Genomic DNA, 25,670 nt, shown 5'->3' on the forward strand with positions numbered 1-25,670 from the left:
ATGGCGGCATTGCAGGGGCGCGTGACACTTCAGGCAAGGATCGCCGCCGGATTCCTGTTCGTTCTGGCGATGTCCGCCGTGCTGGGCTGGTTCGCCATCGCGTCGGCCCGCGATTCGCTGGCGCTGTTCCAGCGCTACCGCTCGGTCACCACCGCCGCGGCGGGGCTTGCCGCAGCGCAGGCCAGCTTCGGCGATGCGCGCCTTGCCGGCGAGGCGTTCGGCCTCTCGCTCGACCCGAGCAAGCTGGACGAAGCCGAAACGGCGGCGAAGGCCAGCCTCGCCAGCATCGCGGTGGCGAAGGCTGCGGCCGACATCGGCGGCGTCGCGGCCCTGGTCGGTACGCTGGATGAGGGGCTCGGCAGCTATATCGCGCAGATCGCGATCCTGAAGGGCGCCGGCCTCCAATCCGAAGCGGCCCAGGCGCTGCTCAAGATTGGCGAAGACAGCTCCGCCGCGATCAAGCACTCGGCCGCGGCGTTGGAGCAGCGCGCTGCCATCGTCGGGCCGGAGATGGAAAGCACCATGGCTGGCGCGGCCAGCCGCGCACTGATCCTCGTCTCCATCGTGATCCTCATCGGCTGCGCGGTTTCGTTCGGCATCGGCCGCTCGATCGCGCGGCCGGTGCGCCAGATCACCCAGGCGATGGGCGAGATCTCCGAGGGCCACCTCGACGCGGCGATCCCGGCGCAGCAGCGCAAGGACGAGATCGGCGAGATGGCGGCGGCGCTGTCGGTGTTCCGCGACAATCTCGTGCGCGTCCGCGCTCTCGAAACCCAGGAGCGCGCCGCCGCCGCCGAGAGATCGGCCCGCGCGGAATCGATGATCGCCATCGTCAACGATGTCGGCGCCGTCGTCGCCGCCGCCGCGGCCGGCGATTTCAGCGCCCGGCTGAGGATCGAGCATGCCGATGCCGAGATGCAGAAGCTCGTCAGCGGCATCAACGAGATCAACGCCGTCGTCGACCGCGTGGTGTCCGAATTCTCCGAGGCGCTGGCCGCCATCGCCAAGGGCGACCTGACGCGCTCTGTTGCGACCCGCCATCAGGGCCGTTTCGCCGAACTCGACCGCTCGGTCGACGACATGGTCGCACGCCTGTCGCAGGTGCTCTCCGGCATCCAGTCCTCGACCGCGCAGGTCTCTTCGGCCGCGCGCGACATCCATGCGGGAGCCGATGAGCTCTCGCGGCGCGCCGAGGAGCAGGCCGCTTCGCTCGAAGAGACCGCAGCGACCACCGAGGAGCTGGCGGCCTCCGTGAAGATCAGCGCGAATTTCGCCGCGACGGTCGCGCTCGCCGCCGGCGATGCCGCCAATGTCGCGGCCCAGGGCGGCACGATCGTGCGCGATGCGGTCCAGGCGATGGAGCGCATCGAGCAGGCCAGCGCGGAGATCGCCAAGATCAGCCGCGTGATCGACGACATCGCCTTCCAGACCAATCTCTTGGCGCTCAACGCCGCCGTGGAGGCGGCCCGCGCCGGCGATGCCGGCAAGGGTTTTGCCGTCGTCGCCTCGGAGGTCCGCACCCTGGCCCAGCGCTCCGGCACGGCCTCCCAGGATATCGGGCGCCTGATCGCGACGGCGACGCAGGAGGTCGGGCAGGGGGCGCAGCTGGTGCGCTCGGCCGGGACGACCTTCGAGCAGATCGTCGCGGCCTCGAAGCAGGTTGCCGACACCGTCTCCGAAATCTCGACCGCGTCGCACGAGCAGGCGCACGGCATCGAGGAGATGAATCAGGCGGTCACCCATCTGGACGGCATCACCCAGCAGAACGTCGCGCTCTCCGAGAAGAACGCGGCCGCCGCCGCCGTCCTGGCGGACGAGACGCGTCGCCTCGACACGCTGATCGCGACGTTCACGATCGGCAGCGGCTCTGCGGCGGTCATGCCGCCGCGCCTCGCCCTGGTCCGTTCCGCGACGCCCGGCGCTTAAAACAACAAAGGACTGCCTTCGATGAGCCTGCTTTCCTCCAAGCTGAAGGCCGTAAAGCCTTCGCCGACCATCGCCATCACCCGCACTGCGGCGGAGCTGCGCCGCCAGGGCAAGGACATCATCGGCCTGTCGCAGGGCGAGCCCGATTTCGACACGCCGGACCATATCAAGGCCGCCGCCAAGGCCGCGATCGACAAGGGCGCGACGAAGTACACCGATGTCGACGGCACGCCCGAGCTCAAGGCGGCCGTCGCTGCCAAGTTCAGGCGCGAGAACGGGCTGAACTACGACGCGTCGATGATCAGCGTCGGCACGGGCGGCAAGCAGGTGATCTACAATGCGTTGTGCGCGACGCTCGATGCCGGCGACGAGGTGGTCGTTCCCGCGCCCTATTGGGTGTCCTATCCGGATATGGTGCGGCTGGCAGGCGGGACGCCGGTCATCCCGCTGTGCCCCGAGGCTAGCGGCTTCAAGCTCACCCCCGCCATCCTGCGCGCAGCGCTGAGCCAGCGGACGAAATGGCTGATCCTGAACTCGCCAAGCAACCCGACCGGGGCGGGCTATTCTGCCGCCGAGCTGAAGGGACTGGCGGAGGTTCTCCTCGACTTTCCCGCCGTGCATGTCCTGACCGACGACATGTATGAGCACCTACGCTACGATGGCTGGCAGTTCGCCACCATCGCCGCTGTCGAGCCCCGCCTGTTTTCGCGCACGCTCACGGTCAATGGCGTCTCCAAATCCTATGCCATGACCGGCTGGCGCATCGGCTTCGCCGGAGGACCGTCAGAACTCATCAAGGCGATGGCGACGCTGCAATCGCAGAGTACGACCAATCCGAGCTCGGTCTCGCAGGCGGCGGCCGTGGCGGCTCTGACCGGGCCGCTCGATTTCCTGGCCGAACGCAACGCCGTCTTTCAGACACGCCGCGATCTCTGCCTGGAGGCCTTCTCACATATCGAGGGGCTGAGTTGCGCGACGCCGGAAGGCGCGTTCTACCTCTACCCGTCCTGCGCCGGGCTGATTGGCCGCAAGCGTCCCGATGGGCGGGTGATCGCCAACGACGCCGACTTCGTGGACTATCTGCTCTCAGACGCCAATGTCGCGGCCGTGCCCGGCGTCGCCTTCGGGCTGGAGCCCTATTTCAGGATTTCCTTCGCGACCGGGACGGACCGGCTGCACGCGGCCTGCGCGCGCATCGCGGCGGCCTGCGCTGCTCTGAAAGCTTAGCGGCATGAACGCGCCGGCCGCAGCTGCCGGCGACATGCGCACCGGCGTGGATATCCGGCTCAGCCTGCTCTCAGGGATGTGGCCTGACGGCGACGCTTAACGTTCGCTTTGACTGCTAAGCGTTGTTGCGGAGAAGGCTCCCTCGATCACGGGGATATTGAGAGGATCCAGGCAAAGATGCCGTAGAGCAAGGCATTGACCCGTCGGCCAGGGCGCGGCGCGGGTGCCGAACGGATCGATGAAGCTAAATCTGTCATCGCGTTGTACAGGGTCGCCGGGGCGACGCCGGAGGTGCAGGCGCCTGTCGCGTCGCCTCCACGTCTTCGCGGACTGGATCGAACACCTCTTAAGCTAGAGCTCGTGGCGGGACGTGCCCCGGCTGCTGCAGTGCATCAACCTCTGGGATGATAGGTTCATTGCCGATCTGGTGATTAGTCTCGGGTATCGGCTGCAGCTCGAAACGAACTTTCGCACCGTGACTGCCGCCTAAGAAAAAGGGGACAATCATGAAGATCAGCGTCAAATGGTTATTCGCAGCGATAATGGGGCTGTCGGCGGGGATAACGACGGCCCAGGCTGACGAGCTCAAGGTCGGCATCGAGTGCACGTCATTCCCGTTCAATTATCGCGATTCGACCGGGGCCTATGCCGGTTACGACGTCGACGTCGCCAACGAGATCGGCAAGCGCCTCGGCGACAAGATCGAGTTCGTCTGCCAGAAATGGGACGGCATGATCCCGGCGATCCTCGCCAACAAATTCGATCTCATCGTGGCCTCGATGGGCATCACCGAGGAGCGCCAGAAGAAGCTCGATTTTTCGCGCCCGTATCGCATCTCGGTCGGCCGCTTCGTCGCTCCGACGGGCGCCAAGCTCGCCTTGTTCAACCCGGACGGGTCGCTCAACCCGGAAGGCTTCAAGTCGATCAAGGTCGGCCTGCAGCGTTCGACCACCTATGACGACTGGCTGAAGGCCAAGATGCCGAGCGCCAACGTCATGCGCTACGACACCGTTGAAGCGCTGTTCCTCGACATCAAGGCCGGGCGCGTCGACACCATCATGACGAACCCGATGAAGGCGCATGACGCCTTCCTCAGCAAGCCGGACGGCGCAGGCTTCGGCTTCGTCGGGCCTGAAGTCTCCGACGACAAGCTGTTCGGCGCCGGTGCCGGCGTCGGCCTGCGCAAAGGCAACGAAGCGCTGCTCGCCAAGGTCGACAAGGCGATCGCCGCGATGACCGAGGACGGCACGCTGGATACGTTCAGCAAGAAGTACTTCCCGTTCCCGATCTATCCGCGCGACTGGAAGCCCGCCTCGACCAATTGAGACGATCCCCGCCACGGCAAGCTGGGCCTTTCGGCTCCCGGCCTGCTGTGGCGGCCGCTCGCCTGCCGAGCATCCCAAGCCCCCGCCACCCAAGAGGATCACCATGTTCGAGGAGCTCTGGCGCTGGAGCGGGGCCTTCATGCAAGGCACACTGGTCATCCTCCTCGTCTTCCTGGTCTCGCTCGTCCTGACCGTGATCTGGGGGTTGCTGGGGGCAAGCGCCAAGCTGTCGGGCAATCGCGCCGCGAAGGTCGCCGCCGATGCCTACACGGTGGTTTTCCGCGGCACGCCGGAATTCCTCTTGCTGTTGCTGATCTATTTCGGCTCGGCGGTGACCCTGACGGCGCTGGTAAAGCTCGTCTGGCCGCAGACCCGCTTTGTCGATCTCTCGCCCTTCTGGGCCGGTGCCTTCGCCATCAGCCTGATCGTCGGAGCGGCCGCCACCGAGACCTTCCGCGGCGCCTTTCTCGGCGTCGATCGCGGGCAAGTCGAGGCCGCGCAGGCGCTGGGTCTCAGACGCTTGCAGGTCTTCTTCCTGATCCGCCTGCCGCAGATGTGGCGCCTCGCCTTGCCGAGCTTCGGCAATCACATGAACTCGCTGGTCAAGGACACGGCCCTGATCTCGGTGATCGGTCTGCAGGAAATCATGTTCACCGCCGACATGGCCGCCTCGACCAACTCCATGCCCTTCGCCATGTATTTCGCGGTCGCGCTGATCTATCTCGGCTTCACGACGATCATCACCCTGGGTACCGGTCATCTTGAGCGCCGAGCCAACCATTTCATGACGGTCTCGCGATGAGCTTCGACATCGCGCTCATGCTGACGAGTTTCCCGCAGCTGCTGGCGGGGCTCGGAATGACCCTTCAGCTGCTCGGCATCTCGCTGGTCTCCGGCCTCGTGATCGCCATCGTCACGAGCTGGGCGCGAACCACCCGCTTTCTGCGCTGGCCGGCCGAGACTTATGTCTATTTCTTCCGCGGCACGCCGCTGCTGGTGCAGCTCTTCGTGATCTATTTCGGCTTGCCTCAGGCAGAGTTCGTGCGCAGCGGGCCGTGGTGGCCGTTCCTGCGCGAGCCGTTCTGGTGCATGTGCCTGGCGCTGTCGCTGAACAACGGCGCCTATGTCGCCGAGATCATCCGCGGCGGCATGCTGGGCATCGGCAAGGGGCTGAAGGAGGCGTCATGGGCGCTGGGCCTGAGCCGCTTCCACCATCTGCGCCTGGTCACGGTGCCGATCGTCACCCGCCTTTGCCTGCCGACCTATGGCAACGAGGTCGTCAGCCTGATGAAATCGACTGCGCTTGCCAGCACGGTCACGCTGCTCGATGTCACGGGTGTCGCCCGCTCTATCGTCGCCGAGACCTTCGCCCCCTACGAGATCTTCATCGCGGCCGCGCTGATCTATCTGGCCCTGACCTTCCTGATGCAGACGCTGGTCTCGCGCCTGGAGGCGCGGCTGGGTCGTTATGCGCAGCGGTGACCGTCTTTCGCCCAGCGAGATCGACCATGTCAGCCCAAGCCCACCCTGCCGACTTCCTGCCCTTCGCCCACCGCCTCGCCGATTGCAGCGGCGCGATCCTGCGACGTGTCGCGGGCGAGAACCGCGCTTTCGACACCAAGGGCGACGCCAGCCCAGTGACGGCGATCGATCGCGAGATCGAGACCGCTCTGCGCGCCGCGATCGCAGCGGAGTATCCTGAACACGGCATTCTCGGCGAGGAGTTCGCGCCCACGAATCTCGACAGCGAGTGGGTCTGGGTTCTGGATCCGATCGACGGAACCAAGCAATTCATCGCCGGAATTCCGCTCTACGGGACGCTGATCGCGCTCACGCGAAACGGCATGCCCGTGCTCGGCATCATCGACCATCCCATGACCGGCGAGCGCTGGAGCGCCGCCGACGGCAGTCCCGCGCTGCGCAACGGCGTGGTTGTGACGACCGCCAAGCGCAGCACCCTGTCAGGGAGCCTGCTGTTCACCTCCAGCCCCGAGCCCTATGACGACAGGGAGCGTCGCGGGGTGGCGGCCGTGCGATCGGGTGTCGCCTGGTGCGTCTATGGTGCGGGCTGCTATGGCTATGCCCGGCTCGCCAGCGGTGCGCTCCACATCGGCATCGAGGGCGGGCATGATCCGTTCGACTATTGCGCGCTCGTCCCGATCATCCGTGCGGCGGGCGGCGCGATCAGCGACTGGGAGGGCAGACCGCTCGGGCTGACCTCCGGCACGCGTTTCGTCGCCTGCGCGACCCCGACGCTGCACGAGGAGGTCCTGGCCACCATGGCGCGGGCGATGGTGGCCTGAACAGCGAGCCGGCGGCTCTCAGGCCGCGGCGACGAGGCCGGGCGCCGTCTCCCGGATGGCGGCCGAGATGGCCGCCAGGCCGCCGCGCAGTTCCTCTTCCAGCGGCCACAGGAAGCCGATCCGGAAATGGCTGCGCGGCATCTCGAACCAATGACCGGGCCCGACATAGGTGCCGTGCTTCTCCAGCAGAGTCTTGTAGAAGGCGTCGAAGTCGAAATCGGCGCCCACATTCATGCGCGGGAAGCAGACGACGCCGCCCTTGGGCTCGACCCACTCGATGAGCGGATCGTTCTTCGCCCAGTCCCGCATGATGTCGAGCCGGCGGTGCATGACCGGCGAAAGCGCGTCCAGGAAGGCGTCGCGCTTTTCCAGCATCGTGCGCGCGAGCCACTCGTCGACGACGCTGCCGCAGATGCCGATCTGCTCCTTGGCGGCGAGGAAGGTCTCGTAGAGCGCCGGATCGCGCGTGACGATCCAGCCGATGCGGATGCCCGGGATGCCGTACGCCTTGGACAGGGACGAAACGCTGATCACGCTCTTGCTCAGGCTGGCTGCGATCGGCAGCTGCTCGCCATAGGACAGGTCGCGATAGGTCTCATCGACGAGGAGGCGGCAGCCCTTCTCCTCGACGAGCGCGATCAGACGGCGAAGATCGGCTTCCGGCATCAGGGTGCCGGTCGGATTATGCGGGCAGGTGATGCTGACATAGCGTGTATTGGGCCGGATCGCGGCCGCGACGCGTGCGATGTCGAGTGCGAAGCCGTCCTCGAAGGACAGGTCGATATAGCTGATCTCGCAGCCGATCGCCTTGGGCGTCTCGATGTTCGTCGCGTAGTTCGGGCGCACAACGACGAGATGGTCCTCGCGCGACAGAAGCGTCGTGGCGATGATGAAAAGCGCGCCGGCCGCGCCGGCCGTGATGAGAATATCGTCAGGCGTCAGCCCCGCGCCCTGTCCCGCGACCAGCTCGCGCAGCCTCGCCTCGCCGCGATGTTCGCCGTAGAACAGCGTCAGGTCCGGGAAGGTGGCGCCGAGCTCGTGCAGGCTCTGGTCGCGGATCGAGCTTTCCGAAAGGTTGAAGCGGATCCGGTCGTAGCCGTACTCCTCCGGCGCTTCCTTCTCGATGACCATGCGTGCATATTTCATGTGCGTCATCCGCTGTGGTTGGCTTGCGTTCGTGCTTGCTTCTTAGTGACAGCGGCTCGATCTCGCCTATCCTCCCAGAGAGGGATAGCGTCGGCAGAGCGGATGGAGACGTATGCGGGATATGAACGACCGTGCGGCCCGGCTCGTAACGGCGATCGACCGAAGCGATTTTCCAGAAGCGCTGGTCAGCCATCTCGGCGAGCGTGTCGCATTCGATGCCGCGACGATCTTCGTGCACCGGCGCGAGCTCGCGCCGATCTACGTCTTCGATAACTTCGTGGGCGGCAAGGCCAAGCAGGGCATCCGCGAATATCTGCAGAAGACCTATGCGCTGAACCCATTCTTCCAGGCGCAACGGAACGGACTGGCCTCGGGCGTCTATCGCATTCGCGATCTCGCGCCCGATATATTCTTCCAAAGCGAGTTCTATAATGACTACCGGATCAAGGTCACGAGCAACGAAGAAATCGGCTATGTGACACGCGATTGGCCGGAAGGTCTGGCTGAGATCGACGTCGCCATCCGGCTCGGGCCAGACGAGACGGTCGAGTTCGCGCTATACCGCTACCGCAGCAACGGCGACTTCAGCGACGCGGACCTCATTGCGATCGAGGACGAGCTGGCCCTCTTGACCGCTTGCTTTGGCAGCTATTGGCGCCGCAATCGAGCCAGCGATGATCTCTCGGAACAGCGGACGAGCTCGGCCGGACCGGCCGCGTTCGGAGAAGGCAAGATCAGCGTGCGTGAGCGCCAAGTGCTGGAGTTCGTCCTTCGCGGATACTCATCGGAATCGATAGCCGCCCAACTCGGTATTTCGCTGGCGACAGTGAAGACGCACCGCAAGAATGCTTATGAAAAGCTGAACATCTCCACCCAGGCGCAGCTGTTCAGCCTCTACCTCAAGCATTTGGACGCCAACTATTCGATGGAACTGACACCGTCACGTTGACACCTGTGTCGCCCGTCGCGCCGCAGCGGCGCGAGCCGAGCGCCGACATGTCGGTTGATGCGATCCGCCTCATTCGGCATCCGGAAGGCTCCAATCCGCGATGAAGCGATCATGGCTCATCCCTCGACGGTGTCCACAGACGCGCCCGATCCTGACAGCTTTGGCGCGCCTGGCGCCTTAGCATCCGCTCTGGTCTGAAAGCGGGTGGCGCGCTCCCGCTGTCGCAGGCAAAATCGCTCATCTTCGGAGGAACATCATGGCGAACGCGGCGGGAGCGATCCATATCGGCATTGGCGGCTGGGTCTTCGAGCCCTGGCGCGGGGCTTTCTACCCGGACGGCCTGCCGCAGAAGCGCGAACTCGAATATGCCGCGAGCAAGCTGACTTCCATCGAGATCAACGGCACCTATTACGGCTCGCAGAAGCCGGAGAGCTTCGCCAAATGGCGCGAGGAGACGCCTGACGATTTCGTCTTCGCGCTCAAGGGCTCGCGCTTCTGCACGAACCGGCGCGTCCTGGCCGAGGCCGGGCCTTCGGTCGAGAAATTCCTGACCAGCGGGCTGACCGAGCTCAGGCACAAGCTCGGCCCGATCAACTGGCAGTTCATGCCGACGAAGAAGTTCGATCGCGAAGATTTCGAAGCCTTCCTCAAGCTGCTGCCCAAGGAACTGGACGGTATCAGGCTGCGTCATGCGGTCGAAGTGCGGCATGACAGCTTCCGGACGCCTGACTTCATCGCGCTGCTGCGCGAATACGGCGTCGCTGCGATCACCTCCGCCGATGCCGACTACACCCAGATCGCCGATGTGACCGCGCCCTTCGTCTATGCGCGGATCATGGGGACGAAGGAGGCCGAGCCGAAGGGCTATTCCGAAGCGGGTCTCGCGCGCTGGACCAAGGCCGCGCGGGTCTGGGCGGAAGGCGGCGTGCCGGAGGGGCTGGAATCCATTGGCCCACCGGCCAAGGTCGAGAAGCGCGACGTGTTTCTCTATGTCATCAGCGGCGACAAGGTGCGCAATCCGGCCGCCGCGATGGAGCTGATCGCGCGGACCATGGGCTGAGTTCTACTCTGCCGCTGCCGCCTGCGCCACTTCCTGGCAGACATCGACCCATTCGGCCTGCGTCAGCTCGGCCATGCGCTCAGGCGTGATGCGCAGTGCGCTATGGGTCGAGCCTGCTGCCGGCACGACGATGTCGAAGGCCTTGAGCGAGATGTCGCAATAGACCTTGAGCGGCGTGGCGAGCCCGAAGGGGCAGACGCCGCCGACAGGATGGCCGGTCAGCGCCTCGACCTCGTCCTGGCCGAGCATGCGCGGCTTGCCGCCGAGCGCGGCCTTGGCCTTGCGGTTGTCCAGCCGGGCATCGCCGCGGGTGACGACCAGCACCACTTCGTCGCCGATGCGCAGCGAGAGCGTCTTTGCGATCTGGCCTGGCTCGACGCCATGAGCGGCAGCGGCGAGCGGGACGGTGGCGCTGCTCTCAGCCGTCACGATGACGGCGATGTCGGGAGCGTGCTCGGCGAAGAAGGCGCGGACGGATTCGAGGCTCATCGGGCAATTCGCGAGGTCAGCCACAGGATCAGCAAGCTGGCGATGGCCGGCACGCCGAAGACGATGAGGAAGATCGGCGCTTCCTCCATCACGGTATAGCCTGCCCGAGCAACGCCGATCCAGAGATTGATCAGCGCGCCTGCGAACCAGAGCGGCAGGAACAGCTTCACCGCGAAGGGAATCGGCCTCCCCGCCGAGATCGAAAGGCGCGGCGCCAGGACGAGCAGGATGCCGAGCAGCGCGAAGCCGACGCCGATGACCTTGATGGTATGCATGGGTCAGGCTTCCTTCGGCCGCAGCGAGATCGCTTCCCAGGCCGCAACCAGGATCAGGATCGCGGTCGCGGCCAGGCTGAAGCCGAGCGGCGGCAGCACGGTCCAGGCCGGGGTGAGCACCGCGAGCAGGCCGAGGCCGACGAGATGGGAGAGGGGATACCAGCCGGCCGTGATCCGTTTGAACAGCAGATTCCCGAGCAGATAGAAGGCCGGGCCGGCGAGTACTGCGATGGCCGTTCTGCCGTCGGTATGGCCGGTGGGATGCGCGATCACCAGTTCGTCGCCGACGGCAACGAGAATGATGCCGGCGATCAGCAGGACGTGGAGATAGGTATAGGCAATCCGCGCGATCCGGCCGGGGTCTTCCGAATGGGCGATATGCTGGCTCGCCCGCTCGGCGCCGATATGGAAATAGACCCACCACATCGCGACCGTGCTCAGGAAGGCATTGAGGAAGGCGGTGAGATTGACGGCCGTCGGCGGCAGTTTTGCTGCGGTCGCGCCGGTCATGATCACGGATTCACCCAGCGCGATGATGATGAAGAGGGCGCAGCGCTCGGCGAGATGGCCGCCTTCGACATTCCAGTCGCTGGTCAGCGAGCGGCCGAGGCCGAGCACACGGAAGCCGACGGCAGGCCCGACATATTCGATGCCGAACGCGATCAGCCAGAGCCCGAAGCGCAACGGTCCCTCGCTCAGGCCGCCGGCGATCCAGAAGATGCCCGAGCAGACCAGCCAGATCGTGATGCGCTGGAAGTTGCGATAGTTCGCGGGTGAGGCGTCCCTGAGGCTCACCATCGTGAAGACCGAGCGGACGAGCTGGGCCGTGACATAGGCGCCGGCGAAGGCGAGGCCGGTCGCACCGAAGGCCTCCGGCAGCGCGCAGGACATCACCAGCCCGAGGAACATCAGGACGAAGAGCAGGATCCGGACCGGCGGGCGTTCGGGGTCGAGCCAGTTCGTCACCCAGCTCGTATAGATCCAGATCCACCAGACGGCACCGAGCAGGAAGGCGGCCTGGGCCAGCCCGAGCACGCTGAAATGCTCGAGCAGCGTGTGCGAGATCTGCGTAATCGCGAAGACGAAGACCAGGTCGAAGAAGAGCTCGACGTAGGAGACTCGTGCATGCTGGTGTTCGACGCGCTCCCTGAGCAGCGCGCCGGGCTTGGGATTTCGCGTCATCTCATGCCTCGCCCAACCGTCGATCCCAAGCGCGCCGTCATCCCGGACAAGCCGCTAAGCGGCGCCGATCCGGGATCCATGCCGGAGCGCTTCCGAGAGAGGGTCAGGCATGGATCCCGGGTCTGCGCTTCGCTTCGCCCGGGATGACAGCGCTGGATTCTGGAAGGCTCCGACCGGGGTAGCCTGTCCTGCGGCCTGCCCCGCCGTCAATGGCGGAAGTGGCGGTGCCCAGTGAAGACCATGGCGAGGCCGGCTTCGTCCGCAGCCTGGATGACAAGGTCGTCGCGCATCGAGCCACCGGGCTGGATCACCGCCGTGGCACCGGCTTCCGCCGCCGCGAGCAGGCCGTCGGCGAAGGGGAAGAAGGCGTCGGAGGCGACGACCGAACCCTTGGCAAGGCTCTCGGGCAGGCCGGCGGCTTTCGCTGCCTCGGCCGCCTTCCAGGCGGCGATGCGCGAGGAATCGACGCGGCTCATCTGGCCGGCGCCGATGCCGACCGTGGCGAGATCCTTCGCATAGACGATGGCGTTCGACTTGACGTGCTTGGCGACGCGGAAGGCGAAGCGCAGATCGGCGAGCTCGCGCTCGCTCGGCTGGCGCTTGGTCACGACCTTGAGCTCCATGTCATCGACGACGGCATTGTCGCGGGACTGGGCGAGGAAGCCGCCAGCGACGGTGCGCAGGGACAGGCCCGGCGCGCGCACATCCGGCAGGCCGCCGGTCAGCAGCAGGCGCAGGTTCTTCTTGGCGGCGATCAGGGCGATCGCCTCCTCGTCGGCATCCGGGGCGATGATGACCTCGGTGAAGACCTCGACGATCTTCTTCGCAGCCTCGGCGTCGAGCCTGCGGTTCAGCGCGACGATGCCGCCGAAGGCGGAGACGGGGTCGCAGCGCAAGGCGAGCTCATAGGCCTCGATCAGCGAGCCGCCAGCCGCGACGCCGCAGGGATTGGCGTGCTTGACGATGACGCAGGCGGCCGAAGCCGCGGGATCGAACTCGGCGACGCATTCGAAGGCGGCGTCGGTGTCGTTGATGTTGTTGTAGGAGAGCTGCTTGCCCTGGACCTGGCGTGCGGTCGAGACGCCCGGGCGGTTCTCCGGCGTGCGGTAGAAGGCCGCCCATTGATGCGGGTTCTCGCCATAGCGCATGGTCTCGGCGAGCGCGCCGCCGAGCGCGCGGAAGGCCGGGCCGGTGTCGCCCAGCTCATTGGCGAACCAGTTCGAGATCGCCGCGTCATAGGCCGCGGTGCGGGCATAGGCCTTCTGGGCGAGCTTGCGGCGCAAGGTCAGCGTGGTCGCGCCCTTCTGCGCCTCGAGATCGGCGAGGACGGAGGGGTAATCGGCCGCCTCGACCACGACGGCGACGTCGTGGTGGTTCTTGGCGGCGGCGCGGATCATCGCGGGCCCGCCGATATCGATGTTCTCGATGCAGTCGTCATAGGCCTTGCCAGCCGCGACCGTCGCCTCGAAGGGGTAGAGGTTCACGACGAGCAGGTCGATCGGCTGGATGCCGTGGCCGATCATTGAAGCCTGGTGCTCGGGATGCGAGCGGATGGCGAGCAGGCCGCCATGGACCTTGGGATGCAGCGTCTTGACCCGGCCGTCCATCATCTCGGGAAAGCCGGTGAGATCGGAAACGTCGCTGACGGGCAGCCCGGCCTCGGCGATGGCCTTGGCAGTGCCGCCGGTCGAGACCAGCGCGATGCCGAGCTTGTGGAGGGCGCGCGCGAAATCGATCAGGCCCGTCTTGTCGGAAACGGAAAGGAGCGCGCGTTCGACGCGGCGAAGCTCATTCGGCATCGGGATCAGGTCCGGCTGTAATGACAGGAGCAGGCAGTCGACTGTTTGGACAGACGCGCGCGAGCTATCATGCTGCGCCGCGAAAGGCAAAAAATGCCGTCCGGAACGTTACGCTTCGGGATCGTGATCGGGATCGATCAGGGTTCCCTGCCGCTCGGCCAGAGCCGCGGCGAGCGTCTGGCCGGCGCGGGGATTGGCGGCGCTGATGCGGCTGAGCCGCCAGGCGATCCGTGGCGTCGCGACAGCATCGAAGAGGACGACGAGCTGCTCGGTCTTGCGGCGGCCATCGGCGGCGGCGAGGAAGAGGCTTTCCTCGATCGCGATGGTCATGCCGCCGGCCTCGAAGCTCCAGACCTCGCCGGAAGCCAGCGCGAGCAGGGCGCCGGTGCCCTCGCGGACAAGGCTGGCGCGGACATGCGGATGCAGATGGAAGCGGGCGGCGGCGGGCAGGGCCGTCTGCGTGCCGGTCAGGGCCACCTCATCCTCGCCGCCCAGCGAGGCACCGTCGCGGGCGAGCAGCAGGCGGCGGGTATGGGTCGCGCCGATGCGGCGATAGCCGTCATGGCTGGCGACCCATTCCGGTCCATCCGCGCCGTCCTGCCGGGCGACGCGGACATCGGCCGGACCGGAGACGACCCGCATCTCGCCGAGCACCATACCGAAATTCGCGCTGGAGCGATCGTCGAGCACGAGGGTCGAATGGGCGGCGGTGCTGCGCGCCGCCAGCCGAAGCTCGAGCGGGCCAAAGCGGCTCGCGCCGCAATTGACGATGATGCGTTGCGCGCCGCTGGAGAATTCGAAGGCGAGGCAGCCGGCATGGGCCTCGGTGGAATAGCCACCGCGCGGCGGCGCCCCGGCATCGACGATCACGACGCTGCGCTCGGCGGAGAGCCGGCTGTAGCCGGAATAGGCGGCGTGCTCAGTCGGGCGCCCGCGCGCGTCGTCATAGGCGGCAAGCGTCGCCATCAGGTCCGGCGGGGTCGTGCCCATGCCGTTGAACAGGGCCAGCGCGCCGTCGCCGTGCCGGAACAGGCGCAGATGCGGCATCATCCGCTCGATCGCGGTCAGCAGGCCGCGCGGCGGCTCCAGCCCACGGGCGGCGAAGGTTTCCCGCAGCGGCAGGAGGTCGAGCAGGAAGTCGATCAGCAGGCGCGGATTGCGCGAGAGATGGCCGCCATCGGGCAGGATCTGGTCGTCGAGCTCGTCGGAGAGCAAGGTCTCCGCCCGCTTGCGGCGGGCATCCTGACCGTCCAGGCAGATGGCGGCGAGGGTGATGGCGATCAGCCCGTTGATCCGGTCGGCCCCCTCGACCGCGCCGGCGAGCGCGAGGCCGACCCGGTCGGTCAGCCGCGAGACATGGCGCAGGAAGCGCTCGTAGAAGGCGTGATCGGCGCCTTCCAGCAGGAGCGGCGAGTGGGAGAGCAGGGAAATCAGCCGGCGCGCGGCCACGGCGGGCCGGCGCGCGATATCGTTGCGGTCGCGGCGCCGGGCAATGAAATCCTCGACCAGGCTGCGGGCATTGGCGCGGGCGATGGCGGTGTCGGCGGCACGCATATGGCGCAGCCAGCCGAAGCCGTAGAGCGCCTCGGCCCAGGCCTCGGTCGGCGGCGCGATGTCGAAGGGCGATTCGCCGTGTGTGCGGACGGTGCGGCCGGCGAAGGCGTAGTAGCCCGCGTAGAAATCGCCGGCCGTGGTCGGGTCGGCCGTGCGCAGGTCGTGCGGGGCGAAGAGCAGGCGGGAGGAGGGCTTGCGACCGAAGGGCCAGAGCCTGCGCGTCGCGCCGACGAGCTGGCCACGGGTGCGCCGCGCCGCCCGTCCGATCGCGGCCTGGGCCAATCCCCGACGCTCAGACCAGGCGCTCAAATCCCCCGAAAGCTCCGTTCCCGGCGCAGCTCGAGGCCGCGCAGACCATGCCGGAAGAGGCGCGGCGTCCCCACCGCGCGAATCCCGCTTCCGTCATAGCCTGATCAGGCGACTTGCGTAAAATCCCGCCCATCCCGATAGGCGCGGCGTTTCCCCGGGCAAATGCTGCGGCAAGGTGCGGATATCGCCGTTCGTGTCGATGACGGCGCCCAAACCGCCGATTTCGGCAGGGCTCGCGCCGGCGCGACGAAACTGGGGATGACGCGTAAGGAAGGCCGAAATCTGCGCCTCGCCCTCCTCCGGCTCCAGCGAGCAGGTGCAGTAGACGAGCTGGCCGCCCGGTTTGGTCAGGGCGGCGGCGGCATCGAGCAGCTTGGCCTGCAGGGCGACGAGCCGGTCGCGATCCTCCTCCGACTTGGTCCAGGCGACGTCGGGATGGCGGCGGATCGTGCCGGTGGCGCTGCAGGGCGCGTCGAGCAGGACGGCATCGAAGGGGTCCGCCTGCCAGCTCGTCGCATCGGCCGTCACGATCTCGGCCGTGAGGCCGAGGCGCTCGAGATTGGCCTTGAGCCGGCGCAGGCGCGGCCCGGAGCGGTCGAGCGCCGTGACCTCGGCGCCGGCCGCCGCGATCTGGGCCGTCTTCCCGCCCGGCGCGGCGCAGAGATCGGCGATGCGCTCGCCCGGTGCCGGCGAGATCAGCTTCACCGGCAGAGCGGCAGCGGCGTCCTGCACCCACCAGGCGCCTTCCTGATATCCCGGCAAGGTCGCGATGGCCTGCCGCTCGCGCAGGCGGATCGAGCCTGTCGGCAGCAGGATGCCGCCGAGCTTCTCGGCCCAAACAGCCGGATCGGCCTTGGCGGTGACGTCGAGCGGCGGCTCCTCGCGATGGCTCAGCGCGATCGCGGTGGCGGCCTCCTCACCATAGGCGGCGCGCCAGCTCGCGGCGAGCCAATCCGGCGTGTCGCGGAAGGGGTTGGCCTCGGCATCGGCGAGGATCGCGTCGCGCTCGCGCACGACACGGCGCAGCAGCGCGTTGCCGAGCGCGGTGTAGCGGGCCGAGCGCGGATCCTCGTGCAGATGGCGGATGGCGAGGTCGACGGCGGCATGGTCGGGCACGTCGAGGAAGAGGATCTGGGCCGCGGCCGCGGCCAGGATCGGCTCGAACAGGCCGGAATGACGTGGGCTGCCGCGTTCCAGCCGCTCGTTGATGGCGTGCTGGATGGTGCCGAGCCGGCGGAAGGCGGTGACCGCGATGGCGCGGGCAAGCCCGGCATCGGCGGCGTCGAGCCCGGAATCCGGGACGAGGCGATCCAGCGTCTCGTCGAGTGCGACGCGGGCGCGCAGCACCTCGTCGATCACGGTCGCGGCGAGCCGGCGTGCCGGCAGGCCAGGCGCGTCGGATTCGGGAGCGGCCGCAGGCGGCTGCGGCCCGCGGCGGGGTGGGATGCGATCGGCCATGTCTCAGCCCCAGGGGCCGGGCTGGCGCGGCGCGGAACCCCAGGGGCTGCCGGAGGCCTGGCCGGTGAAGCTCGGCGCCGCCGGGGCGCGGCCGAGGCCCATGGCGCGGGCCTGCTCCATCAGCGCGGCGATGCGATTGCCGGTGTCGGGATGGGTCGAGAAGAGATTATCCATGCCGCCGCCGGTCAAGGGATTGATGATGAACATGTGCGCCGTAGCAGGCCTGGCCTCGGCTGTCTCGCTGGGAATGTGCTGGACGCCGGCCGCGATCTTGGCGAGCGCGTCGGCGAGCCAGATGGGATTGCCGGCGATTTGGCCGCCGAGGCGGTCCGCCTCATATTCGCGCGAGCGCGAGATCGCCATCTGGATCAGCGCCGCCGCCATCGGGGCGAGGATCGAGAGCAGGATCTGGACGATGACATTCGGGCGGTTGTCGCGCGAGCCGAAGAACATGCCGAAGGTGACGAGCGAGGAGATCGCACCGGCGAAGGTCGCGGTGATCGTCATGGTCAGCGTGTCGTGGTTCTTGATATGCGCGAGCTCATGCGCCATCACGCCGGCCAGTTCCTCATAGGTCAGCGTGCGCAGGATGCCGGTCGTCGCCGCGACGGCCGCATTCTCGGGGTTGCGGCCGGTGGCGAAGGCGTTGGGCTGGTCCTCCTGGATCAGATAGACCCGCGGCATCGGCATGTTGGCGCGGGCGGCGAGGTCGCGGACCATGCCATAGAGTTCGGGCGCGCTGCGCTCATCGACCTCCTGGGCATGATGGGCGGCGAGGGCCAGCCGGTCGGAATTCCAGTAACTGAAGAGATTGGTGCCGGCGGCGAAGATCAGCGCGATCAGCATGCCGCTGCTCCCGCCCAGCAGGTAGCCGACGCTGAGAAACAGCGCGGTCAAACCCGCCATCAGCATGCCGGTCCTGACGTAGTTCATCGTATTCCCTTCGCTTGCCGGTACAAAAAAAGGGCGGATTACCCTCGCGATTGCCGGTTTCCTGCCCTATGTGGTGGGCATCGGCCCGATCCTGCAAGTCCGGGCCAAGAGCATTTTCGAGCGAAGTGGACGCCGATTCGCGTGAAGAAAATGCGAAAAGGCAAAAACGTGGAGATGTTCCGCATGCCGGAAAAAGCCAGCGATGCCACGCCCGCACCTGCCGTGACGGAGAAGGTGCTCTCGCCGGCGGCCAAACGCGCTCTGGCCGAGGCCGAGGCACGCCGCGCGGCCATCGATGCCCATGCCGCAGAAGTCGCCGGCCAGCGCGAGGTCAACGGGCGCGGTGGGCTTGAGCCGGTGCGCTACGACGACTGGGAGGTGAAGGGCATCGCCAGCGATTTCTGAGAAGAAACCGTGAAAGGGAATGTCTGTCGTCTCAATCGGCGCGAAGCTGATAGACGGCGTTGCCGTTCAGGAATGCCGAACCCCGGTTCACCGAGCCGTCCCTCTGAAACATGACGTTCAGGTTTTCCATGAGGCAACTCGTGCCCGAGAAGCTCGCGGTGAGCACCGCGCATTCCCGCGCCGCCTGGCTGTAAAGTGTTTTTCTTGCCTTTTCGGTGGCCGCCAGGTCTCCGGTTTCGCCATCGATCTCAATGCGAAAGTTGACGTTGATTCGTGTGGGCTGCCCGCGTCCGACCGACTGAGCGGCAAGGGGTGAGCTGGGGGGCGGCGTTTGCGCCCAAACGTCGAGATTCTGCACGAGATAGCATGAGGCCGCTATGATGAGCGTGAGAAACAGTTTCGGCTTCATGGCACCTTCCTCTCGAACGCATCTCTTCTAGCAGCGCCGATACGAAAACCTCATGACTTCACGGCGTTATGGTTTATGTCGGGTCCGTTTGCAGGTGGCGGCGATTGCCAACTGCTTTCGGCTGCCAGAGGGAGGCAGCCAATAGGAGCCGATCATGACGAACGATGACAAGCGGCTCGCCGCCCTGCGCCGCCTTCTGGCGGAGGCGCATGACAAGCTCGGGCTGAAGCTCGGCTTCCGGCTTTGGGACGGCAGTTCGGTGCCCGCCTCCTGGCCTGCCGACGGGCTCGCCATCGCCATCGCCGATGCCGGCGTTCCGGCCGCCCTGATCCGCAAGCCCAAGCTCGACACGCTCCTCAACCTGCATGTCACCGACCGCATCTCGATCCGGAACGGCTCGATCTTCGATCTCGCGGCGGCCCGGCCTGACGGCAAGGTGGGCAGGCTCGCGCGCAACATCCCGAAGAGCGCGATCTTCGACGTGGTGCGCCGCTTCATCTTCGCGCCCGGCAAGGCGGCCGAAGCGATCGATCATCGCAAGGGCGACGAGATCGCGCGCGACGGGGCCCCGGCGACCAACAAGGCCAACATCGCCTATCACTACGACGTCTCGAATGATTTCTACCGGCTCTTCCTCGACGAGGAGATGGTCTACACCTGCGCCTACTTCACCGAGGACCATGGCGACCTCGCGCGGGCCCAGCGCGACAAGCTCGACATGATCTGCCGGAAGCTGCGCCTGAAGCCCGGCGACCGCTTCCTCGACATCGGCTGCGGTTGGGGCGCGCTGGTCTGCCATGCCGCGCGCTACTACGGCGTCGAGGCCCATGGCGTGACGCTGGCCGAGGAGCAGCTAGCCTTGGCGCGCGAGAAGGTCGAGAAGCTCGGGCTTCAGGGCAAGGTCACGCTTCATCTCAAGGACTTCACCCAGATGGAGGGGGAATTCGACAAGATCTCCTCGATCGGCATGTTCGAGCATGTCGGCATCCGCAATCACCCGTCCTATTTCCGGGCGGTGAACCGGCTGCTGCGGCCGCGCGGGCTCTATCTGCATCATTGCATCTCGCGCCGGGCCAAGAAGACTGAGAAGGCCTTCAACAAGATGCCGGCGGAGTATCGCGCGCTGGTGCGCTACATCTTCCCCGGCGGCGAGCTCGACCATCTCGGTATGTCGATCGCCAATCTCGAGCGCCATGGCTTCGAGGTCCATGATGTCGAGGGCTGGCGCGAACACTATCAGCGCACGACCCGGCTGTGGTGGGAGCGGCTCGACGCCAACAAGGAGAGGGCGGAGGCCGAGATCGGCCCGGAGCGGACGCGGATGTGGCTGCTCTATCTCGCCGGCTGCTCGCTCGCCTTCGAGCGCGGCGGCGCGCTGGTCAACCAGACGCTGGTCTCGAAGCGGCGCAAGGGACCGTCCGGCCTGCCGCTGACGCGCGCGGACCTCTATGGCGCCGGCCCGGAAAGCGGAGCCCGCTCCCCGGAACGATCCGATGCGGTGACAAGCGCATAGATCACCGCCACCGCGTCCGGCAGGGCGCGCCGCGATCTTTCGCGATGGATCCGACGGAGAACGGGCAAGCCTGCGCAAGGCCGGCACATCCCGCCGGCCGCATCGCTTGCCCTGGAGGAAGATCCCCGGCGATGCCGGGGACGGCGCCGGCCTATTTCTTGATGAAGAGGTCGAGCTTTCCGTGGTGCTCGGCCAGCAGGTAGTAGAAGGTCAGGCGGGATTTGGTCCGGTCTTCCTTCATCTGCTCGCAGACGGCCTTGATCGAGCCGTCGAGATCGCCGGATTTCAGCCCGAGCTTCTTCTTCAGGAAGTTCTCGCGAACGCGGTCGAGTTCGGCCGGGTCGGAGCAGGCGACATAGCGCGTGTCGGGCTTGCCCATGACCAGCGCATAGGATTTGGCCATCCCGGCGAAGGCGGCCTCGTTCAGCGGCTTCTTGGCAAACTTCTTCACGTCAGCGAGGTGATCCATACGGGTAGCCCCTTATCTGGCCCGGCTCTTGCTCGAGCGAGCTTCGTGTCGCAGGACGAAGCTAACGTGCTTTTTTGCCGCAGGCGAGGGAAATGGCGTCGGCCGATCTTTCGCCTTTCGGCCAGTTCACTGCGGCAAAGGCGTGCATCCGGCATATGGCAGTCCTGCCGGTGGCGGGCTTGAGCGGATGCCGCGGAAATGTTGCGATGCGGTATTGTCTGGAGTCGATCGATGAAACCCACTCTCCTCATGGTGCCGCGACTGCCGGCGGCGTTCATCGACCGACTCCGTGAAAGCTATACGCTGCTGGGTCCGATGGAGCATTCGACGCCGGAGGCGCTCCCGGAGGGGGCGGAGCAGGTCGAGGCGCTGCTCACCATCGGGACCCTGCGCACCGACGCCGCTCTCATGGCCGCCCTGCCGAAGCTCAGGCTGGTCTGTTGCTACGGCACCGGCATCGAGGGTGTCGACCGCGCGCATGCCAAGGCGCGCGGGATTGCGCTCGGCAATGCCGGAGACGCCAATGCCACCGGCGTGGCGGAATTCGCCATGGGGCTGCTGCTCGCCACGGCACGGCAGATTCCGCAGAGCGACCGTTACGTCCGGGCCGGGCGCTGGCAGGGCAATGCGGTCGAGCGCATGGCTCCGGTGCCGGGGCTGGCCGGGCGCAAGCTCGGCATCTACGGGCTGGGCGCGATCGGCAGCCGCATCGCGCGCCGCGCCGAGGGCTTCGAGATGGAGATCGGCTATCACAACCGCAGCCGGCGCGCCGACATGCCCTATCGCTACCATGACAGCCTGCTCGGCCTCGCCGATTGGGCGGATGTCCTCGTCGTCTCGGCCCGCGCCGGCGCCGAGAACCGGCATGCCGTGAACGCGGCGGTGCTGAAGGCGCTGGGGCCGCGCGGACATCTGGTCAACATCTCGCGCGGCATCGCGGTCGACGAGGACGCCTTGTGCGCGGCGCTGGAGACGGGCGTGATCGCAGGCGCGGGGCTCGATGTCTTCGAGAACGAGCCGCATGTCTCCGACAGGCTGAAGGCGCTCGACAATGTCGTGCTGACGCCGCATATCGCGGCCGCCTCGGAATCGGCGCAGGCGGCGCAGCAGGAAACCATGCTCGGCAATCTGCGGGCCTTCTTCGCCGGCAAGCCGCTGGTTTCGCCCGTCGCGCTCTGATCCAGAAACCGGGCCTGAGAGGCCCGGCACCCTCGGCGTGACCCCTCAGGGCAAGACGACGACCGGCGTGCCCATCTGCACGCGGGCATAGAGGTCGACCACATCGCCATTATGCATGCGGAAGCAGCCATAGGAGGCGGCGCTGCCGATCGTCGTCGGCATGTTGGTGCCGTGGATGGCATATTGGCCGCCGGGGCCGAGGCCGATGACGCGCGCGCCCATCGGGTTGCGCGGCGAGCCGCCGGGAATGACGTCCGGCAGGCGGGGGTTGTCGCGCTTCACCTCGGCGGGCGGGCTCCAGGCCGGATCGACCTGCAGCTCCTCGACATATTTGACGCCGCGCCATTGCTTGCCGGCCTTGCCGACCGCGATGGTGTAGCGGATGGCCTCGCCCGGGGCGACGACGTAGTAGAGCCGGCGCTCGCCGGTGCGGATCACGATGGTGCCGGGCTGATAGCGGGTTTCGCGCATCTCGACGACCTCGCGGGCCGCGGCGGGCGATGGCAGCCACAAGGCCGAAAGGGCGAGCCCCGCGACGGCGAAGCCCGCGGCCGCAACCTGTCTCGACATGGTCCGATCTCCGGTTGAACAGATCGGAAGCCATCGCGCCGCAGCCGTGAACCGGCGGTTGAGCAATATGGTGAAGGCGGGTCCCCGTGCGATTCACCATGAATCCGGGGTGAATCGGCGGAAATGCCAGCTCAGGCCGTCGGCCGGCCGCGATGCTGCTGCGGCAGCAGGAAGGGCAGGCCCGGCGCGGGGGCGCGGCTCAGCGAAAGATCGACGCGGAAGACCTGATGCAGCAGGGCGTCGTCGAGGGTCTGGGCCGGGGGGCCCTGCGCGATGATCCGGCCGCGATCCATCACGACGAGATGATCGGCATAGGTCACGGCGAGGTTGAGGTCGTGCAGCACGATCAGCACGGCGACGCCGCGTGCGGCGATGCTGCGGGCCATGTCGAGCAGTGCGAGCTGGTGGCAGAGGTCGAGGCTCGCGATCGGCTCGTCGAGGAAGAGCACCTGCCGCTCGGCGACGCTGCGCCCGGCTTCGAGCTGGCAGAGCACGCGGGCGAACTGCACGCGCTGCTGCTCGCCGCCGGAGAGGGTCTGGTAGCGCCGGCCCGCGAGGTCGAGCACGCCGGCGGCGGCGAGGGCTTCCGCGACGACCGCCTCGCGCCGCTGGCGCGTCAGCGCCCGGCCGATGCCGTCGACGCCGAGCTGCGCGACCTCGTAGACGCTGAAGGGGAAGGCGAGGCGGGCATGCTGCGCCATGACCGAGCGCTGGCAGGCCAGGCGCCAGGCCGGAACCGTCTCGAGCGGCTCGCCGGCGATCTCGATCCGTCCACCGGCCGGCTTGATCTCGCCGGTCAGGAGCTTGAGCAGGGTCGATTTTCCGGCGCCGTTCGGGCCGATCAGGATCGTGGTCGTGCCGCCGGCGAGCTCCAGGGAGGCCTCGGCGACGAGCCGACGGCCGCCCGCGAGGAAGCTGATCTCACGACCGGAGAGGATCGGTCCCGACTCAGACATCGATGAGGCTCGTGCGGCGCAGCAGCAGCCAGAGGAAGAAGGGCGCGCCGATCGTGGCAGTGACGATGCCGATCGGCAATTCGGCCGGCGCCACGATCAGGCGCGCGACGATGTCGGCGCCGACCAGCAGCATCGCGCCGCCCAGCGCCGAAAGCGGCAGAAGCAGGCGATGATCCGGGCCGACCGAGAGCCGGATCAGATGCGGCACCACGATGCCGACGAAGCCGATCAGCCCGGCCGAGGCGACGCTGGCGCCCACCGCGAGCGCGACGAGCAGGATCGCCAGTGCCTTGATGCGCTGGACGGGTATGCCGAGGTGATAGGCCTCGGCTTCGCCGAGCATCAGGCCGTTCAGCCCGCGCGCCAGCAGCGGCATCAGCAACAGCAGCGGCAGCACGATCGGTGCCACCGCCGAGAGCTTCGTCCAGCTCGCGCCGCCGAGGCTGCCGAGCGACCAGAAGGTCAGGTCGCGCAATTGCCGGTCGTCCGAGATGAAGGCGAGAAGGCCGGTCAGCGCGCCGGAGAGGGCGCCGAGCGCGACGCCGGCGAGCAGCATGGTGGCGACCGAGGTGCGCCCACCGCGCGTGGCGATGAGGTAGAGCGCGAGCGTCGCGCCAAGCCCGCCGCAGAAGGCGCCCAAAGGCAGGGCCGCGAAGGGCAGCTTCATCATCGTGCCGGCCATGAAACGGTCGCCGAGGACGATGGTCGCCGCCGCGGCGAGCGCCGCGCCGCTCGAGACGCCGACGAGGCCGGGATCGGCCAGGGGATTGCGGAACAGCCCCTGCATCAAGGCACCGGAAACCGCGAGGCCCGCGCCGACGAGCAGGCCGAGCAGCACGCGCGGCAGGCGGATGTTGAGGACCACGAGGACGTCGCGCCCGTCCAGAAGCGAGGTATCGCCGGTCAGTTTCGCCATGAGGATCTCGGCGACCCGGCCCGGCGGGATCGCGATGGCGCCCTGGCCGATCGCGACGATGGCGAGCAGCAGGCAGGCCAGCGCAAGCCCGATGACGGCGATGAGCCCGACGCGCCGCCGGCCGGCGGCGAGCGTTGCCAAAGCATTGGCGGCCATGGCCGGGACGGGCGCGGCGAGGGTCACGGGGCGGCGGCCGTCTTCAGCGGCGGGATGGCGGCTTCCGGATAGATCGCCGCCATGAGATCGCGCGCCGCCATCGGCGTGCGCGGTCCGAAGCCGAGCAGATAGAGGCCGTCCATATGGACCAGGCGCTTCGTCGCGGCGGCCGGCGTCTGCGCGAAGGCCGGCATGGCGAAGAGCTCTTCGGGGGTGGTGTTGTGGGCGCTGCTGTTGCGCATCATCAGGACCATGTCGGGCGCCGCGGCGGCGATGGCCTCCTCGGTCATCGGCTTGTAGCCTTCGATGGCGCTCGCGACGTTGAGGCCGCCGGCCAGCGCGATGATCGCGTCGGCCGAGCTATTGCGGCCGCCGACGAGGGCGCGCCCGTTCTGCAGCGAAAGCACGAAGAGAATACGCTTCTTCGTCGCCAGCTTGGCGCGCAGCCCGGCCAGCTCCTCGAAGCGCGCCGTCGTTTGCGCGGCGAGGCGCCGGGCCGGCTCGCCGGCGCCGACCGCCGCGCCGATCGCGTCGATCTTGGTGGCGACGCCTTCCGGCGTCAGGCCGTCGGCGATGCGGGCGATCCTCACGCCGGACTCGGTCAGCAGCGAGACGGCGTCGGGCGGGCCCGCTCCATCGATCAGCATGACCAGCGACGGCTTCAGCGAGAGCACGCCCTCGGCCGAGAGGGCACGGACATAGCCGATGTTCGGCTTGTCCTTCAGCGCCTCCGGCGGGAACTGGCTGGTCGAATCGACGCCGACGATGCGCTCCTGCAGGCCGAGCGCATAGAGCACCTCGGTGATCACGCCGCCGGCGACGACGATCTTGTCGGGGTTTTGCGCCAGGGCCGGCATCGTCCAGCCCGCCGGCCAGAGGCCGCTCGCCAGGAGCGCGAGGCCGATGGCGGCCGCGAGGCGGCGGCTCGGCTGCCGGGAGCGTGCGGAAACCGTTGGGGCCTGTGTGCCGGACATGGATGCGACTCCTCCTGGAATGCCCAGGCTCTTCGCTGCCGCCGTCGATCAACTGTCGATGCCGCAGTTTAAAATCGTTCCAGTCAAGTAAGTGCTAGTTTTTAGTAATTCAAAACAAGCATTGGCCTCGACTGTTATTGACGCAGATATTCGGCTTTACTAGAAGCGGTCAAGGGCAACGCGCCAAG

25 protein-coding genes are annotated in these 25,670 nt (G+C 67.3%); 11 read left to right on the plus strand and 14 right to left on the minus strand.

The window, feature by feature from the left end:
* The 6 genes from GGC47_RS20880 to GGC47_RS20905 all read left to right on the plus strand — a co-directional run bounded on the left by GGC47_RS20880 (position 1) and on the right by GGC47_RS20905 (position 6,781).
* Positions 1–1,926 (plus strand): methyl-accepting chemotaxis protein, encoded by a 1,926-nt coding sequence (locus GGC47_RS20880; RefSeq protein ID WP_051987902.1) that lies wholly within the window; start codon positions 1–3, stop codon positions 1,924–1,926.
* A gap of 21 nt (positions 1,927–1,947) precedes the next feature.
* Positions 1,948–3,153, plus strand: coding sequence for a pyridoxal phosphate-dependent aminotransferase (locus GGC47_RS20885; protein WP_142022747.1), 1,206 nt, complete (start codon positions 1,948–1,950; stop codon positions 3,151–3,153).
* Between the two features lie 506 nt (positions 3,154–3,659).
* Complete coding sequence (locus tag GGC47_RS20890; protein WP_112761629.1) at positions 3,660–4,478, plus strand: transporter substrate-binding domain-containing protein; 819 nt, start codon at positions 3,660–3,662, stop codon at positions 4,476–4,478.
* A gap of 103 nt (positions 4,479–4,581) precedes the next feature.
* Positions 4,582–5,280 carry an ABC transporter permease gene (locus GGC47_RS20895; protein WP_142022748.1) on the plus strand — a complete coding sequence of 233 codons (699 nt, stop codon included), beginning with the start codon at positions 4,582–4,584 and terminating at the stop codon, positions 5,278–5,280.
* The gene (locus GGC47_RS20900; protein WP_142022749.1) at positions 5,277–5,960 is read left to right on the plus strand and encodes an ABC transporter permease; all 684 of its coding nucleotides are present in this window, start codon (positions 5,277–5,279) and stop codon (positions 5,958–5,960) included. Before GGC47_RS20895 ends, GGC47_RS20900 begins: the two co-directional genes overlap by 4 nt.
* Before the next feature lie 26 nt (positions 5,961–5,986).
* Entirely contained in the window at positions 5,987–6,781 is a 795-nt protein-coding gene (locus tag GGC47_RS20905; protein WP_133561031.1) for an inositol monophosphatase family protein, read from the plus strand.
* Positions 6,782–6,799: 18 nt separating this feature from the next.
* On the opposite strand, the gene GGC47_RS20910 is transcribed toward GGC47_RS20905, so the two are convergent.
* A complete protein-coding gene (locus tag GGC47_RS20910) occupies positions 6,800–7,927 on the minus strand; it encodes an aminotransferase class I/II-fold pyridoxal phosphate-dependent enzyme (protein WP_113254323.1) in 1,128 nt (375 codons plus the stop codon).
* 121 nt (positions 7,928–8,048) lie between these two features.
* Between GGC47_RS20910 and GGC47_RS20915 the strand changes: the two genes are divergently transcribed.
* Positions 8,049–8,876 carry a LuxR family transcriptional regulator gene (locus tag GGC47_RS20915; RefSeq protein WP_185748005.1) on the plus strand — a complete coding sequence of 276 codons (828 nt, stop codon included), beginning with the start codon at positions 8,049–8,051 and terminating at the stop codon, positions 8,874–8,876.
* A gap of 256 nt (positions 8,877–9,132) precedes the next feature.
* The gene (locus tag GGC47_RS20920) at positions 9,133–9,936 is read left to right on the plus strand and encodes a DUF72 domain-containing protein (protein WP_142022751.1); all 804 of its coding nucleotides are present in this window, start codon (positions 9,133–9,135) and stop codon (positions 9,934–9,936) included.
* Positions 9,937–9,939: 3 nt separating this feature from the next.
* Here the strand turns inward: GGC47_RS20920 and GGC47_RS20925 are convergent, their stop codons facing one another.
* The 7 genes from GGC47_RS20925 to htpX all read right to left on the minus strand — a co-directional run bounded on the left by GGC47_RS20925 (position 9,940) and on the right by htpX (position 17,935).
* Positions 9,940–10,425 (minus strand): YbaK/EbsC family protein, encoded by a 486-nt coding sequence (locus GGC47_RS20925; protein WP_142022752.1) that lies wholly within the window; start codon positions 10,423–10,425, stop codon positions 9,940–9,942.
* On the minus strand, positions 10,422–10,700 hold the full coding sequence (locus GGC47_RS20930) for a hypothetical protein (protein ID WP_370955592.1): 279 nt from the start codon (positions 10,698–10,700) through the stop codon (positions 10,422–10,424). The genes GGC47_RS20925 and GGC47_RS20930 overlap by 4 nt, the downstream gene beginning before the upstream one ends.
* A gap of 3 nt (positions 10,701–10,703) precedes the next feature.
* The gene (locus GGC47_RS20935; protein WP_142022754.1) at positions 10,704–11,882 is read right to left on the minus strand and encodes a low temperature requirement protein A; all 1,179 of its coding nucleotides are present in this window, start codon (positions 11,880–11,882) and stop codon (positions 10,704–10,706) included.
* 206 nt (positions 11,883–12,088) lie between these two features.
* The gene (gene purH / locus GGC47_RS20940; RefSeq protein ID WP_142022755.1) at positions 12,089–13,681 is read right to left on the minus strand and encodes a bifunctional phosphoribosylaminoimidazolecarboxamide formyltransferase/IMP cyclohydrolase; all 1,593 of its coding nucleotides are present in this window, start codon (positions 13,679–13,681) and stop codon (positions 12,089–12,091) included.
* Positions 13,682–13,789: 108 nt separating this feature from the next.
* Positions 13,790–15,544 (minus strand): heparinase II/III family protein, encoded by a 1,755-nt coding sequence (locus tag GGC47_RS20945; RefSeq protein WP_142022756.1) that lies wholly within the window; start codon positions 15,542–15,544, stop codon positions 13,790–13,792.
* 93 nt (positions 15,545–15,637) lie between these two features.
* Positions 15,638–17,002 (minus strand): RsmB/NOP family class I SAM-dependent RNA methyltransferase, encoded by a 1,365-nt coding sequence (locus GGC47_RS20950; protein ID WP_142022757.1) that lies wholly within the window; start codon positions 17,000–17,002, stop codon positions 15,638–15,640.
* Positions 17,003–17,005: 3 nt separating this feature from the next.
* Entirely contained in the window at positions 17,006–17,935 is a 930-nt protein-coding gene (htpX, locus tag GGC47_RS20955) for a zinc metalloprotease HtpX (RefSeq protein ID WP_429068661.1), read from the minus strand.
* 183 nt (positions 17,936–18,118) lie between these two features.
* Between htpX and GGC47_RS20960 the strand changes: the two genes are divergently transcribed.
* Positions 18,119–18,340: a DUF1674 domain-containing protein gene (locus GGC47_RS20960; protein ID WP_133561012.1), complete on the plus strand. Its 222-nt coding sequence runs from the start codon at positions 18,119–18,121 to the stop codon at positions 18,338–18,340.
* Between the two features lie 31 nt (positions 18,341–18,371).
* Here GGC47_RS20960 and GGC47_RS20965 read toward each other — a convergent pair whose 3' ends face one another.
* The gene (locus tag GGC47_RS20965; RefSeq protein ID WP_142022758.1) at positions 18,372–18,749 is read right to left on the minus strand and encodes a hypothetical protein; all 378 of its coding nucleotides are present in this window, start codon (positions 18,747–18,749) and stop codon (positions 18,372–18,374) included.
* A 154-nt stretch (positions 18,750–18,903) separates the two neighbouring features.
* Here GGC47_RS20965 and GGC47_RS20970 point away from each other — a divergent pair, with 154 nt between their 5' ends.
* Positions 18,904–20,262 carry a class I SAM-dependent methyltransferase gene (locus GGC47_RS20970; RefSeq protein WP_142022759.1) on the plus strand — a complete coding sequence of 453 codons (1,359 nt, stop codon included), beginning with the start codon at positions 18,904–18,906 and terminating at the stop codon, positions 20,260–20,262.
* Between the two features lie 151 nt (positions 20,263–20,413).
* Here GGC47_RS20970 and GGC47_RS20975 read toward each other — a convergent pair whose 3' ends face one another.
* Positions 20,414–20,731: a DUF2853 family protein gene (locus GGC47_RS20975; protein ID WP_038362726.1), complete on the minus strand. Its 318-nt coding sequence runs from the start codon at positions 20,729–20,731 to the stop codon at positions 20,414–20,416.
* Positions 20,732–20,962: 231 nt separating this feature from the next.
* On the opposite strand from GGC47_RS20975, the gene GGC47_RS20980 reads away from it, so the two are divergent.
* Positions 20,963–21,910, plus strand: coding sequence for a 2-hydroxyacid dehydrogenase (locus tag GGC47_RS20980; RefSeq protein ID WP_142022760.1), 948 nt, complete (start codon positions 20,963–20,965; stop codon positions 21,908–21,910).
* A 45-nt stretch (positions 21,911–21,955) separates the two neighbouring features.
* Here the strand turns inward: GGC47_RS20980 and GGC47_RS20985 are convergent, their stop codons facing one another.
* The 4 genes from GGC47_RS20985 to GGC47_RS21000 all read right to left on the minus strand — a co-directional run bounded on the left by GGC47_RS20985 (position 21,956) and on the right by GGC47_RS21000 (position 25,482).
* The gene (locus tag GGC47_RS20985; RefSeq protein ID WP_142022761.1) at positions 21,956–22,480 is read right to left on the minus strand and encodes a L,D-transpeptidase; all 525 of its coding nucleotides are present in this window, start codon (positions 22,478–22,480) and stop codon (positions 21,956–21,958) included.
* Positions 22,481–22,611: 131 nt separating this feature from the next.
* A complete protein-coding gene (locus tag GGC47_RS20990; RefSeq protein ID WP_112761645.1) occupies positions 22,612–23,436 on the minus strand; it encodes a heme ABC transporter ATP-binding protein in 825 nt (274 codons plus the stop codon).
* Positions 23,429–24,508, minus strand: a complete 1,080-nt coding sequence (locus GGC47_RS20995; protein WP_142022982.1) for a FecCD family ABC transporter permease — start codon at positions 24,506–24,508, stop codon at positions 23,429–23,431. The genes GGC47_RS20990 and GGC47_RS20995 overlap by 8 nt, the downstream gene beginning before the upstream one ends.
* A gap of 23 nt (positions 24,509–24,531) precedes the next feature.
* Positions 24,532–25,482, minus strand: coding sequence for a heme/hemin ABC transporter substrate-binding protein (locus GGC47_RS21000; RefSeq protein WP_248312539.1), 951 nt, complete (start codon positions 25,480–25,482; stop codon positions 24,532–24,534).
* Between the last annotated feature and the right edge of the window lie 188 nt (positions 25,483–25,670).

Origin of the sequence: Allobosea sp. OAE752 (assembly GCF_050433265.1) — a bacterium.
In the GTDB taxonomy this organism is placed as follows: Bacteria; Pseudomonadota; Alphaproteobacteria; order Rhizobiales; family Beijerinckiaceae; genus Allobosea; species Allobosea spartocytisi.